A 13,401-nucleotide genomic window follows, 5' to 3' on the forward strand; every position below is an offset into this window, starting at 1 on the left:
TCATCGCCGTACGAGCCGCCGCACGCAGCTAGAGGAGCAGAGGCAATGACGCTTACGCCGCCCCCGTTCGACCCGGAACTCGCCGCCGTCCTGGAGATGATCAAGGACACGTTGCCGCCCAAACTGACCATGGACGAGATCGAGGCCACTCGCAACGGACCCGGCATAGCGATGCTGGCGGACATGGACCTGACGCTGGGCGGGGTCTTCGAGGTCGAGGACCGGATCGTGCCGGGCCCCGAGCACGCGCCGGACATCTCGCTGCTGATCTGCCGCCCGGCCGCTCCGGCGACGGACGGTCCGCTGCCGGTGATCTACCACGTCCACGGCGGCGGCATGGTCCTCGGCAACAACCGCGTCGGCGTGGACGCCGCGCTGCGGTGGGCCGGGGAGCTGGGCGCGGTCGTGGTGTCCGTGGAGTACCGGCTGGCGCCGGAGCACCCGTACCCGGCACCCATCGACGACGTGTACGCCGGGCTGCTGTGGACCGCCGAGCACGCCGGGGAGATCGGCGCCGACCCCGGGCGGATCGTCATCGCGGGGGCCAGCGCGGGCGGCGGCCTGACGGCAGCGCTGGCACTGCTCCTCAGGGACCGCAAGGGTCCGCGGCCCATCGGCCAGCTGCTGATGTGCCCGATGCTCGACGACCGCAACGACACCCCGTCCACGCACCAGATGGCGGGCCTCGGTGTATGGGACCGCACGGCGAACGACACGGGATGGACGGCGCTGCTCGGCGAACGGCGCGGCGGCCCGGACGTCTCCCCGTACGCCGCCCCGGCCCGCGCGACGGACCTGTCCGGCCTTCCCCCCGCCTTCCTCGACGTCGGCTCCGCCGAGACGTTCCGCGACGAGGTCGTCGCCTACGCCACCCGCCTGTGGCAGGCCGGCGGAACCGCCGAGCTGCACGTATGGCCGGGCGGCTTCCACGGCTTCGACGGCTTCGCCCCCCAGGCATCCCTCTCCCAGGCCTGCCAGACGGCCCAACTGAAGTGGCTGCGCAGGCTCCTCGCGGAGTAGGCCGCACAGGGCTGCGCCCCGCTGGGGCGCAGCCCCCAAAGGGGTGCGAGGAACCGCGCGGCCAGCCCCCACCGGACCCGCAGAGGAACGCGAGCCCCCAGCCCCCAAGGAACCGGCCGGGACCGGGGGCGCAGCCCCGGAGGGGCGCGAGGAACCGAGCGACCAGCCCCCACCCGGCCCGCGGCCAAGGAACCGCACAACCTGCGGAGCAACTGGCACCATGGGGCCATGAAAGAGCTCGCGGGGCGACTGACCGCGCTGGATCCGGATGCCGGCGCCGCCGTCCGGGTCATCGCCTACTTCGATCGGCTGGCCGAGCACCGGGCCGGTCTTGAGGCGCTGGTGCGTGGTGTCGCCGTGCTGGCCGGGTGTCCGGCCCGGCTCGCCGACGCCGGGCGGCGGGTGCATCTGCGCGTCGAGACCGACGGGCGCCGCCGGGACACGGAGCAGCCGCCGGACCCGGCCTGGCCGTCCGCCGCGCTGTCGCCGGACGGTGCCCCGGCACTGTGGCTGGAGCGGGCCGGTGCGCCCAGTGTCGTCGACGCGGTCATCCTGGAGCGGGCGGCGGCTGCCATCCGCCTGGTCCTCGACCGCACCCGAGGTCGCGCGCCGTCGGCGGCAGCCGACGACCCGGCACTCGTCGAGACCCTTCTGGACGCCACCGTCCCCGAGCAGGTACGGCTGCACGCCGCGCGCCGGCTGGGTCTGGCCCCGGCCGCCCGGGCTCACGCGGTCGCCCCGTTCGACGGCCCGCCCCGCGTCCTCGCCGCCTCGGCCCTGCGCGGGCCGGCCCCCGTCGAAGGCCGGCTCCCGGCCCCGGAGGGCGCGGCCCGCGGCAAGCCGGCCGGCGCCGACACCGGATCCGCCGGCCCCGCTCTTCCGTCCGGTCGGGTCGGTGTCGGCCCCGCCGTGCCCGTGCTCGGACTGCCGGGGTCCTGGGCCGCCGCCCGCACCGCGCTCCGTTTCACCGCCGACGGCACCTCGCACTCCCCCGGACCACGGGTCGTGTACGCCGATGAGCTCGGCGGTATCGGGCTGCTCGCCGAGCTCGTCGTACCGGGGGCGGATCCGCCGCCCGATGTGCAGGCGCTGGAGGCGGCGGTCGCGGACGCGCCCTGGATGCTGACGACGTTGCACGCCGTCGCCTCGACGGCGAGCCTGCGGGGTGCCGCCGTCGAGGTCGGCGTCCATCACTCCACGCTCCAGGACCGGTTGGGCCACGCCGAGGCGCTGCTCGGGTGGCCCGTCCGTACCCCGCAGGGCCGGCTCAGGCTGCAACTGGCCCTGACCATGCGGCATCTGGGGCGCGCGTAGGGGGACAGTGACTACGCCCAGGCCGTCACCGGGACGAAGGAGCTGTCCTGCCGGAAGGTGTCCGTGCCGTCGGTCACGTCCACGCGCAGCTGGTAGTTGTAGTGGCGCAGGAAGTAGCCCGGGTAGTTGTACGACTCGAAGCGGATCGAGCCCGACGCCGTGCCCGTCCGGGCGATGAAGGTGGCGTCCTTCGCGAAGGTCGACGTACCGTCGTTGGCGTCGAAGCGGGCCCGGAAGTCCCAGTGGCGGAGGTAGTTGCCGGAGCTGTCGCGGAACGAGTAGCCGTTGGCGTCGGCCAGTCCGGCGACGACCGTGAAGGTGGACGCCTGCTTGAGCGCGGTGGTGCTGGAGCTGCTGACCACGGGGAGGTTGAGCAGTGAGGACTGCACCTGCCAGTACCGCGTCGGGTAGTTGACCGACTGGAAGGAGCGGGTGACGTTCTTCGACAGGGTCGGGCCGCCGCTGACCGTCTCCTTGACCACCGTGAAGTGACGGGCGGTTCCGGAGATCGAGGGCAGGGCCTTCGCCGTGGTCCAGGTGGCGAAGGTGTCGTAGCTGTCGCTGTAGTAGTACTTCCCGTCGCCGTAGCCGTCGAAGAAGATCCGCCAGCCGCCGTTGTCGAGCTGGATCACGGACGGGCCTTCGCGGTAGCTGCCCCAGCCTGCCCAGTCGCCCGTCTTCGAGATGGTGTAGGGGCCGGCGAGGCTGGTGGCGGTGGCGTACTCGATGTACTTCGTCGTCTCGTTCTTCGGGAAGGCGTGATAGGTCGAACCGATCTTCACGATGCACGTGTCGATGTGGTTCGACCCGATGCCGGACAGCGCGACCGGTGAACTCCACGCCGTGAGAGCGGAGTTGGTCGCCTTCAGCAGATACGGGGTGAAGATCCACTCGTCGCTGGTGACGGAGCAGGACACGATGATGTTCACGCTGCCGTCGCTGTCGACGAACCACTCGGGTGCCCATGCGCGCGACAGGTTGGCGATCGGGACCGTGTAGTCGTACAGGAAGGTCCAGTTGACGCGGTCCGAGCTGCGGGCGAAGCCGATGGTGGTGCTGGTGTCCTGCCAGGTGTGCGTGGTGTAGGTGACGTAGTAGTAGCCGTTGGTGTGCTTGAGGACGCTCGCGTCACGGATGCGGTTGCTCGGCGGGGTGTAGGCCGAGGACTGCACGAGCCGGAAGTCGGTGGCGTCGTCGGACTGGTAGACGTTCACCGTGCCGTCGTTGCTGTTGAGGAACGGCACGATGGTGTAGCGCGTCGCGGAGCCGCTGGGCGGTGCCGCTGCCGCGGCGGTGCCGAGCAGTCCGGGCAGTTCGCCCAGGACGAGCGCCGAGGCGGGCAGGGCGGCCAGCGCGCGCAGCAGGCTGCGACGGGAGGGCGTGGGGCGGGGACTGGTCACGTGCGGCTCCTTGGTGATCCAACCGACGGCTCTCCGTGTTCGGCATTGCGAACGCGGTTCGGTAAATCGGTCAGACCGTAAATCCGAGGCGTGCGCACGTCAATAGTTCGGACATGCTCCGGACCTGTGAACTTCCATCAGGACGCAGCACATTCGACATCTCGCACCACACCGCCCCGGCAGCGGTTACCGTGCGGTAGTGAAGCTGTGAAATCGCTATGGGGAACGCGCCGGCGCGGCGCGACGTGTGCGACGGAGGGGTGTCCGTATGACTGCCGAGCGTGCCGCCGGGCTCGTGGAGTGCGCCCGTGCGCTGGCCGACGGCGAGGTGACCTCACGGACGCTCGTCGAGCAGACCCTCGCCCGGATCGCGGCCACACAGGGCACCCTCAACGCCTTCCGGATCGTGCGGGCCGTGGCCGCGCTCGCCGAGGCCGACGCGGCCGACCGGGAACTGGCGGCGGGCGGGCGCCGGCCGTTGCTCGGTGTGCCGGTGGCCGTGAAGGACGACATGGACGTGGCGGGCGAGCCGACCGCGTTCGGCTGCCGGGGCGAGCACCCGCCGGTGGCCGAGGACGGCGAGGCGGTACGGCGGCTGCGGGCGGCCGGCGCGATCGTCGTCGGCAAGACCAACACCTGCGAGTTCGGCCAGTGGCCGTTCACCGAGGGGCCCGCCTTCGGCGCGACCCGCAACCCCTGGCACCCCGGCCACACCCCGGGCGGCTCGTCCGGCGGTTCGGCCGCCGCCGTCGCCGCGGGTCTGGTCCCCGCCGCCCTCGGCTCGGACGGCGCCGGCTCGGTGCGCATCCCGGCGTCCTGGACTCACCTGATCGGCATCAAACCGCAGCGCGGTCGTATCTCGACCTGGCCGCGCCCCGAGTCCTTCCAGGGCATCACGGTCAACGGCACCCTGGCCCGTACGGTCGCGGACGCGGCCCTCCTCCTGGACGCGGCGAGCGGCAACCACGTACGGGACCCGCACCGGCCGCCGACGATCAGCGCCTCCGAGGCCGCCCGCCGCGACCCCGGGCGGCTGCGCATCGCGCTCTCGCTCAGACCGCCGTTCACCGCGCTGCCCGCACGGCTCCAGCCCGACGTACGGGCACGGGTCGTCCAACTCGCCGGGAAACTCGCCTCGTTGGGGCACACCGTCGAGGAGGCCGACCCGGCGTACGGGCAGATCGGGCTCAGCTTCGTCCCGCGCGCCACCGCCGGTATCGCCGAGCGGGTCCGCGAGGCTCCGTATCCCGCGCTGCTCGACCGGCGCACCCGGGACTCGGCCCGCCTGGGCCGGCTGCTCGGCGGGCCTCCGCTGCGACTGGCCCGGCGTGCGGAGTCCGCCCTGCACCGGCGGATCGGCGCCCTCTTCACCTCGTACGACGTGGTCCTCGCGCCGACCACGGCCGCTCCCCCGCCGCGCGTCGGCGCGCTGCTGGAGCTGGGCGGACCGGCCACCGACCGCGCGATGATCGCGGCTTGCCCGTACGCCTGGCCGTGGAACGTGCTGGGCTGGCCCGGGGTGAACGTGCCGGCCGGGTTCGTGGGTGAAGGGCTGCCGGTGGGTGCCCAGTTGCTCGGCCCGGCGAACAGTGAGCCGCTGCTCGTCTCCCTGGCCGCGCAGTTGGAGGCCGACCTGCGCTGGCACGAGCGGTGGCCGCCGTTCGAACCGGTCGCCGACTCGGCGGCGGCACAGGGGCCCTTGGGCCCGTAGTCTGTGACCATGGACGACGCGGCGATGGTCGGCTTGATGGGGCGGGTGACGGGCACGATCGGGCCGGGTCTGGTCGGTGAGGTGATCGTCCGGGTGCGCGGCGGCGCCGAGCACTTCCTGGCATACGCCTCCGCGGCCCAGGAGCGAATCGAGCGGGGGACGGTGGTCATGGTCGTCGAGTACCTGCCACCACGCACCGTGTACGTCACCTCCGCGTACGACGGCTGAGCGCGGCGGACGGGCCGTCGCGGGGTCCGTACGTCTGCGGACGATCACGTGTGCGTCAAGCTTGCAACAAGGATTCCTCAGCCGCTGTACCCGGGCGTCGCACAGGAGCACCCTTGCGTCGTTCGGTGCCGAAAGGGCACCAGGCAAAGGGGGCGTATGCCGATGTTCGTCGGCGTCGTTGCGGGGGTCGCGGTAGTAGCGGTCCTCGCACTCATCGGTATTTTCAAGATGATGTGGCGGGTCGCTGAACCCAACGAGGCACTCATCATCTCCGGTTCCAAGCATCGGACCGAAGGCCTTGAGGCAGGCATGGGGTTCCGTATCGTCACCGGGCGGGGCACCCTCGTGCTGCCCGGGGTCCAGGCGGTGCGCAAGATCTCGCTCGACCTGAACGAGACCGAACTGCACGTGGACTGTGTGACCACCCAGGGCATTCCGCTCAAGGTGCGGGGTGTGGTCATCTTCAAGGTGGGCGACGACTTCGTGTCGATCGCCAACGCGGGCCGCCGTTTCCTCGACCAGCAGAAGATGATGGCGGAGCGCGTGCACAACGTGTTCGCCGGTCATCTGCGGTCCATCGTCGGCGGGTTGACCGTCGAGGAGATGATCCGCGACCGCGAGAAGCTCACCGGGCAGACCCGGGCCGCGTGCGGCACGGAGATGGAGAAGCTCGGCCTGATCGTCGACTCCCTCCAGATCCACGAGATCGAGGACCCGACCGGGTACATCAAGAACCTCGCCATGCCGCACGCCGCCGCAGTGCAGCGGGACGCGCGCATCGCGCAGGCGGAGGCGAACCGGCTCGCCACCGAGGCCGAGCAGAAGGCCGCGGCGCGGATGTCGGAGGCCACCCGGGACAGCGAGATCCTGCAGGCCGGGTACCAGGCGGAGCGCGACAAGGCGGCGGCGAAGGCCCGGCAGGCCGGACCGCTCGCCGACGCCGCCGCCCGGCAGGACGTCGTCGTCCAGGAGACGCGCATCGCCGAACTCGACGCCCTGCGCCGGGAGCAGCAGCTCCAGGCGGACGTCCGCAAGCCGGCCGACGCGCAGGCCTACGAGACGCGGGCGCGGGCCGAGGCCGAGCGTGACGCCCGTATCTCGGCGGCGCAGGCCAAGGCCAAGGAGACCGAGCTCGCGGCCACGGCCGAGGCGAACCGCATCAAGACGGCAGCGAACGCCGAGGCCGAGGCGACCAAGGCACGGGGTACGGCCGCCGCCATGGCGACCAGGGCCACCGGTGAGGCCGAGGCCGCCGCGTTCCAGGCCAAGGGGCTCGCCGCCGCCGAGGCGACGCGCGCGAAGGGGCTCGCGGAGGCGGAGACCATCAAGGCGCGGGCCGCCGCGCTCGCGGAGAACCAGGAGGCGGTGGTCGCCCAGCAGCTCGCCGAGAACTGGCCGGAGATCGTGAAGGCCGGTGCGTCCGCGTTCGGCAGCGTGGACAACATGGTGGTGCTCAACGGTGCGGACGGCATGGCGGAGATGCTCGCCAAGGCGCTCGCCATGGGCGGTACGGGGCTGGGGCTGGCCCGGCAGCTGCTCACGTCCATGAACCAGAACGGGCAGACCCCGAACGGGACTTCGGCCCTGAACGGGATGGCGGCACCGACGGTTCAGAAGGTGCCGGTGGAGAAGGACCAGGGGTGATGCGGGCGGTCACGGGGCCCAGGCTCTAACGTGAGCCCCGTGACTGCCTCTCCCCATGCCGAAGTCCCGGGCCGATACGGCCCTTCCGCCACCACCGAGGCCGATCCTCGCGACGTCGGGCGGGTGCGTACGGAGTACTCGCCCGCCCACGACGGAGATCCCGATCCGGGCGAGATCGTGTGGACCTGGGTGCCTTTCGAGGAGAACGACGGACGGGGGAAGGACCGGCCCGTGCTCGTGGTCGCCCGCGAGGCCGCCGGGACGTTCCTGGCCGTGCAGTTGTCCAGCAAGCGGCATGACGGGGACCGCGAGTGGGTGCCGATCGGGAGCGGGCCGTGGGACCGGACCGGGCGGGACTCGTGGGTGGATGTGGATCGGGTGCTGCGGTTGTTCGAGGACGGGATGCGGCGGGAGGCCTGCGCGCTGGACCGGATGCGGTTCAACTCCGTGGTGCGGCGGTTGCAGGAGCTGTACGGGTGGCGCTGAGGTTGTTCCGACCGTGCAGGTCCGTGGGGCGTCTCGCGCCCACGCGGCGGAGCCGCAGATGTCACCGCCCCGTGCCCCTAGAACCTGAACGTACGCTCGAAAGCCGCCCTTGTTGTTGCGCCCGTCGTGCGGTCCAGGATCGCGAACACGACCCTCTCGAATGTGCCCTCGAAACGGCCGCCCATCAGGAGGTCTCTGAACGCGGTCGCCACCGTCGCCGGGTCGTTCCGGAAGACTCCGCAGCCCCAGGCGCCCAGGACCAGGCGGCGGTAGCCTTCTGCCGCCGCCACTTCCAGGACCCGCTCCGCGCGGGACGCCAGGGCCCGGGGGATGTCCGCCGCCCGCTCGGGTGCCGTGCGCCTTACGACCCCCGCGTTCGGGGCCGCCGAGGTGAGGAAGCCCGCGGTGTACGGGGTGTCCAGGAGGCGGCCCCGGTCGTCGCGGAAGACCGGTACCCCGGGTGAGTGGATGACGCGGTCCGTGTAGAACGGGTCGCGGTGGGTGCGGTGGTGGTCGTAGAACTCGCGCACCTCCGTCAGGCAGGTGTACAGCGCGGAGGCCCGGCACAGGGCCTCTTCCTGGGCCTGGGCGCCGTTCAGATAACCGCCGCCCGGGTTGCGGGCCGAGGAGAAGTTCAGGACCGCCACCGGGCCGGGGAGGCGACGGGCGGCCTCCAGGCTGCTCTCGCCGGTGACCTCGAAGGACGTGTCCAGCGGTGGGGCCGCCGGAAGGGCGTCCAGCGGGCCCGGGCCGTGCAGGCGTGTGCCCGCCCGGGCGGCCTTGATCGCCGCGGCGAGTCGCACCTCGCGCCCGTCGGACGCGCGGTAGGAACCGGCCGCGACGATCTCCTCCGTACCACGTGCGAGGTCGCGCAGGCGCGCGCTCATGGCACCACCCCCGTGTGCGCCATGGCCGTGCCCGGTGCTCGCTCCCCCGCCGTGCTCATACAGGCATCGTGGGTGATGCTGGACACGCGGTGCAACAGAGTTTCCCGGGTATGCGAACGGCTCACAAACGCCAAGGAAACGGAGATCCATCGTCCTGAAAGTGCCCATGTGCACCCTTGTGCGATTCGGCACGAGGGGTTTGGGTGGGACGAGCGTTGCCTGTCCGGCCCACCCGAAGCCGGGCCGGCGGCATGGTGGAATCTCAGGAGGATCCCGACATGTCCGATACATCTATTGCCGCTTCGGCAAGTGGCTGTACGAAGCGCCGCACCGCCCTCGCCGAGGCCGAGGTCGAAGCCCTGGTCCGGGGGATCTGTTTCAAGACCGGACCGCCCCGCACCCTCGGTGTCGAGGTGGAATGGCTCGTCCACGAGCTGCGGCAGCCGCGGCTCCCCGTGACACCCGAACGGCTCGAAGCGGCCTACGCCGCACTGCGGACCCTGCCTCTCAGGTCGGCCCTCACCGTCGAACCCGGCGGTCAGCTGGAGCTCAGCTCCGCTCCCGCCGGCTCCCTGATGGAGTGCGTCGGATCCGTCTCCGCCGACCTGGACGCCGTCCGCGCGGTACTGCGCGAACACGGTCTCGGTATCGTCGGCATCGGCCAGGATCCCTGGCACCCGCCCCGTCGTTTCCTGCACGAGCCGCGCTACGACGCCCTGGAGCGGTCCCTCGACCTGTCGGGCCCGGCCGGCCGGGCCATGATGTGCACCTCGGCCTCCGTCCAGGTGTGCCTCGACGCGGGCCAGGAGGAGCCGGGCCCCCTCGGACACGGACGGCGCTGGTGGCTCGCACACCAGCTCGGCGCGGTCCTCGTGGCCGCCTTCGCCAACTCCCCGCTCGCCGTGGGCAGCCCCACCGGCTGGCGTTCCACCCGGCAGGTGCTGTGGATGGAGATCGGCGCCGGGCGGGCGGGGGCACAGCCGCTGGACGCCGAGCCCCGGCAGGCCTGGGCCGAGCGTGTGCTCGACGCCCCGGTGATGTGCGTACGGCGGGACAGCGGACCGTGGGACGTGCCGGAGGACGGGCTGACGTTCCGGGAGTGGATCCGGTCCGGGGCGCCCCGGCCGCCGACGCGGGAGGATCTCGACTACCACCTGACGACCCTGTTCCCGCCCGTCCGGCCGCGCGGCCATCTCGAACTGCGCATGATCGACGCCCAGCCCGGTGACGACGGCTGGATCGTCCCGCTCGCCGTCACGGCCGCGCTCTTCGACGACCCCGAGGCCGCCGAGCTGGCCTACCGGGCGGTCAAGCCGCTCGCCGAGCGCGCCGGGTCGCTGCCCGCCCCGCACAATCCGCTGTGGTCCGACGCGGCCCGCCACGGCCTGGCCGACCCCGAGCTGCAGGAGGTGGCCCTCGTCTGCTTCTCGGCCGCCCTGGACGCCCTGCCCCGGCTCGGCGCGAGCCGGGACGTCGTCGACGCCGTCGCCGCGTACCTCGACCGCTATGTCGTACGGGGCCGTTGTCCCGCCGACGACCTGCTCGACAGCCTGCGCGGCACGGACCGGAGTGCGCACGGGACCCCGTACGGAAAGGATCTCCGCACATGACCGACCCCGCCCTGGATCCGGAGACACTCCGGGGGCGCGCTCTCGCCGCGCTCACCACCGCGCGGGAGCGGACCTCGCTCCTCACCTCCGTGGACGATCCCGAACTCACCGCCCAGCACTCGCCGTTGATGTCGCCGCTGGTGTGGGACCTCGCGCACATCGGCAACCAGGAGGAGCTGTGGCTGCTGCGCGCGGTCGCCGGGCGGGAGGCGATGCGGCCCGAGATCGACGGCCTGTACGACGCCTTCGAGCACTCCCGGGCCGAGCGGCCCTCGCTGCCGCTGCTGCCGCCCGCCGAGGCCCGCCAGTACGCGGCGGAGGTGCGCGGCCGGGCCCTTGACGTGCTGGAGAGCGCCGCGTTCGAAGGCACGGGCGCGCGGCTGACCGAGGCCGGGTTCGCCTTCGGGATGATCGCCCAGCACGAACAGCAGCACGACGAGACGATGCTGATCACCCATCAGCTGCGGAAGGGGCCGGCGGTTCTCCACGCCCCCGACCCGGAGCCCGCTCCCCCGTTCACCGGTCCGGCCGAAGTACTGGTCCCCGGTGGCCCGTTCACGATGGGCACCTCCACCGAGCCGTGGTCCCTGGACAACGAACGGCCCGCGCACCGGCGCGAGGTGGCGCCCTTCCTCATCGACACGACCCCGGTGACGAACGCCGCCTACCAGGCGTTCATCGCGGACGGCGGCTACGACGACCCGCGCTGGTGGACGCCGGACGGCTGGGCGCATGTCCGCCGGCACGCCCTGTACGCGCCGCTGTTCTGGTTCCGGGACGGCGGGCAGTGGCTGCGTCGGCGGTTCGGGGTCACCGAGGTGGTGCCGCCCGAGGAGCCCGTCGTGCACGTCTGCTGGTACGAGGCGGACGCGTACGCCCGCTGGGCCGGGCGCCGGCTGCCCACGGAGGCGGAGTGGGAGAAGGCCGCCCGGCACGACCCGGCGTCCGGCCGCTCGACGCGCTACCCGTGGGGCGACGCCGACCCCGCCCCCGAGCACGCCAACCTCGGTCAGCGGCATCTGCGTCCGGCGCCCGCCGGAAGCTATCCGGCCGGGGAATCGCCGCTCGGGGTGAGGCAGTTGATCGGCGACGTGTGGGAGTGGACGTCGAGCGACTTCCTGCCGTACCCGGGGTTCAGCATGTTCCCGTACAAGGAGTACTCGGAGGTGTTCTTCGGGCCCGAGTACAAGGTGCTGCGGGGTGGTTCGTTCGCCGTGGACGCGGTGGCCTGCCGGGGCACGTTCCGCAACTGGGACTATCCGATCCGGCGGCAGATCTTCTCCGGGTTCCGCACCGCCCGTAACCCGGAGGCTGTCTGATGTGCCGTCAACTGGCCTTCCTGGGGCCCCCGGAGGCGATCGGCAGTGTGGTGACGGAGCCTCCGCACGGGCTGTACCGGCAGTCGTGGGCACCCCGGCAGCAGCGGCACGGGACCGTCAACGCCGATGGTTTCGGAGTCGGTTGGTACGCACAGGACGATCCGGTGCCGGCCCGCTACCGGCGCGCGGGGCCCATCTGGGCGGACGGGTCCTTCGCCGACCTCGCCCGGGTCGTACGGACCACCGCGCTGCTCGCCGCCGTACGGGACGCGACTCTGGCCGGCGCCGACGGGGAGGCCGCCGCGGCGCCCTTCGCCGCCGGTGCCTGGCTGTTCGGGCACAACGGGGCGGTCAAGGGCTGGCCGGGATCCCTCGCACCCCTCGTAGAGGCCCTGCCCGGCGAGGAGTTGCTGTCGCTGGAGGCACGCTCCGACTCGGCGTTCCTGTGGGCGCTGGTGCTGCACCGGCTGCACGCCGGTGACGACGTCGGACGGGCGCTGGCCCGCACCGTCCTGGAGACCGACGCGGCGGCCCCCGGCTCCCGCCTCAACCTGCTGCTCACCGACGGCACGACGATCGCCGCGACCACCTGGGGCGACAGCCTCTTCCACCTGACCGGCCCCGGCCCCCGCACGGTGGTGGCGTCCGAACCGTACGACGACGATCCCCGCTGGCAGGAGGTACCCGACCGCACCCTCGTCATCGCGAGCCGCACCGAGGTACGGCTCACCCCGCTCGGCGACATGAGCGACGACCTGGCATCCGTACCACCCGAGGAGCTTCGTACGTGAGTCCGTTCCTGGTCACCCGCACCCTGCCCGAGGACGCCACGGAGGCCGCCCTGCGCTCCGATGTCCTCCACGGGCTCACCCGCACGCCCAAGACCCTCCCGCCGAAGTGGTTCTACGACGCGCACGGCAGTGAACTCTTCGACGAGATAACCGAGTTGCCGGAGTACTACCCGACCCGGGCCGAGCGCGAGATCCTGCTCGCCCGGGCCGGGGAGATCGCCGCCGCGACCGGTGCGCGCACCCTGGTCGAGCTCGGCTCCGGCTCGTCGGACAAGACGCGGCACCTGCTGGACGCGCTGTCGGACCTGGAGACGTATGTCCCGGTCGACGTCAGCGAGAGCGCGCTGCGGCAGGCGGGCGAGGCGCTGATCGCCGAGCGGCCGGGCCTCGGCGTGCACGCTCTGATCGCCGACTTCACCGGCGGTCTGGCGCTGCCGGGCACACCCGGTCCCCGGCTGCTGGCGTTCCTCGGCGGCACGATCGGCAATCTGCTGCCCGTAGAGCGGGCCGCGTTCCTGTCGTCGGTGCGTTCCCTGCTGTCACCCGGGGACGCGCTGCTGCTCGGCACGGACCTGGTCAAGGACGAGTCGGTGCTGGTCCCCGCCTACGACGACGCGGCGGGCGTGACGGCCGAGTTCAACAAGAACGTGCTGACCGTCGTCAACCGCGAACTCGGCGCCGATTTCGACCCCGGCGCGTTCGAGCACGTGGCGCTGTGGGACTCGGACAACGAGTGGATCGAGATGCGGCTGCGCTCGCTCGCCGAGCAGACGGTGAAGGTTCCCGCACTCGATCTCGCCGTCGACTTCGCGGCGGGCGAGGAGATGCGTACGGAGGTGTCGGCGAAGTTCCGGAAGGAGGGCGTGGGCGCCGAACTGGCCGCCGCCGGGCTGGAGCCGACCCGCTGGTGGACGGACGAGCGGGGCCTTTTCGCCCTGTCGTTGAGCGTCGCCCGGTAGCGACACCTCGCGAACCACCGTCACATGGGGCA

The 13,401-nt window shown here is 72.2% G+C and carries 12 protein-coding genes; 10 read left to right on the forward strand and 2 right to left on the reverse strand.

The features are described 5' to 3' along the window. Nucleotides 1-45 precede the first annotated feature (45 nt). Together OG595_RS04310 and OG595_RS04315 are read left to right on the forward strand one after the other, a co-directional pair. Nucleotides 46-1,020, forward strand: coding sequence for an alpha/beta hydrolase (locus OG595_RS04310; RefSeq protein WP_329267946.1), 975 nt, complete (start codon nt 46-48; stop codon nt 1,018-1,020). Nucleotides 1,021-1,248: 228 nt separating this feature from the next. Further along, the gene (locus OG595_RS04315) at nt 1,249-2,334 is read left to right on the forward strand and encodes a helix-turn-helix domain-containing protein (RefSeq protein WP_329267947.1); all 1,086 of its coding nucleotides are present in this window, start codon (nt 1,249-1,251) and stop codon (nt 2,332-2,334) included. A gap of 11 nt (nt 2,335-2,345) precedes the next feature. On the opposite strand, the gene OG595_RS04320 is transcribed toward OG595_RS04315, so the two are convergent. Then, entirely contained in the window at nt 2,346-3,734 is a 1,389-nt protein-coding gene (locus OG595_RS04320) for a glycoside hydrolase family 43 protein (protein WP_329267949.1), read from the reverse strand. 268 nt (nt 3,735-4,002) lie between these two features. Between OG595_RS04320 and OG595_RS04325 the strand changes: the two genes are divergently transcribed. The 4 genes from OG595_RS04325 (at nt 4,003) to OG595_RS04340 (ending at nt 7,803) form a co-directional block, all read left to right on the forward strand. Next, entirely contained in the window at nt 4,003-5,445 is a 1,443-nt protein-coding gene (locus tag OG595_RS04325; RefSeq protein ID WP_329267950.1) for an amidase, read from the forward strand. A 9-nt stretch (nt 5,446-5,454) separates the two neighbouring features. Beyond that, nucleotides 5,455-5,673 (forward strand): hypothetical protein, encoded by a 219-nt coding sequence (locus tag OG595_RS04330; RefSeq protein WP_329267952.1) that lies wholly within the window; start codon nt 5,455-5,457, stop codon nt 5,671-5,673. A 156-nt stretch (nt 5,674-5,829) separates the two neighbouring features. Beyond that, the gene (locus OG595_RS04335; RefSeq protein ID WP_329267953.1) at nt 5,830-7,317 is read left to right on the forward strand and encodes a flotillin family protein; all 1,488 of its coding nucleotides are present in this window, start codon (nt 5,830-5,832) and stop codon (nt 7,315-7,317) included. 39 nt (nt 7,318-7,356) lie between these two features. After that, nucleotides 7,357-7,803, forward strand: a complete 447-nt coding sequence (locus OG595_RS04340; RefSeq protein WP_329267956.1) for a type II toxin-antitoxin system PemK/MazF family toxin — start codon at nt 7,357-7,359, stop codon at nt 7,801-7,803. A 77-nt stretch (nt 7,804-7,880) separates the two neighbouring features. Here OG595_RS04340 and OG595_RS04345 read toward each other — a convergent pair whose 3' ends face one another. Further along, complete coding sequence (locus tag OG595_RS04345) at nt 7,881-8,690, reverse strand: TIGR02452 family protein (protein ID WP_329267958.1); 810 nt, start codon at nt 8,688-8,690, stop codon at nt 7,881-7,883. A gap of 278 nt (nt 8,691-8,968) precedes the next feature. Between OG595_RS04345 and egtA the strand changes: the two genes are divergently transcribed. Genes egtA through egtD form a run of 4 tightly spaced genes read left to right on the forward strand, consistent with a single transcriptional unit; the run spans nt 8,969 to nt 13,369 of the window. Then, nucleotides 8,969-10,300: an ergothioneine biosynthesis glutamate--cysteine ligase EgtA gene (gene egtA / locus OG595_RS04350; protein WP_329267960.1), complete on the forward strand. Its 1,332-nt coding sequence runs from the start codon at nt 8,969-8,971 to the stop codon at nt 10,298-10,300. Then, the gene (gene egtB, locus OG595_RS04355) at nt 10,297-11,619 is read left to right on the forward strand and encodes an ergothioneine biosynthesis protein EgtB (RefSeq protein WP_329267962.1); all 1,323 of its coding nucleotides are present in this window, start codon (nt 10,297-10,299) and stop codon (nt 11,617-11,619) included. Before egtA ends, egtB begins: the two co-directional genes overlap by 4 nt. Continuing rightward, entirely contained in the window at nt 11,619-12,410 is a 792-nt protein-coding gene (gene egtC, locus OG595_RS04360; RefSeq protein WP_329267963.1) for an ergothioneine biosynthesis protein EgtC, read from the forward strand. The genes egtB and egtC overlap by 1 nt, the downstream gene beginning before the upstream one ends. Beyond that, a complete protein-coding gene (gene egtD, locus OG595_RS04365; protein ID WP_329267965.1) occupies nt 12,407-13,369 on the forward strand; it encodes an L-histidine N(alpha)-methyltransferase in 963 nt (320 codons plus the stop codon). Before egtC ends, egtD begins: the two co-directional genes overlap by 4 nt. Nucleotides 13,370-13,401: the final 32 nt, after the last annotated feature.

Source organism: Streptomyces sp. NBC_01451, assembly GCF_036227485.1.
Taxonomy (GTDB): domain Bacteria; phylum Actinomycetota; class Actinomycetes; order Streptomycetales; family Streptomycetaceae; genus Streptomyces.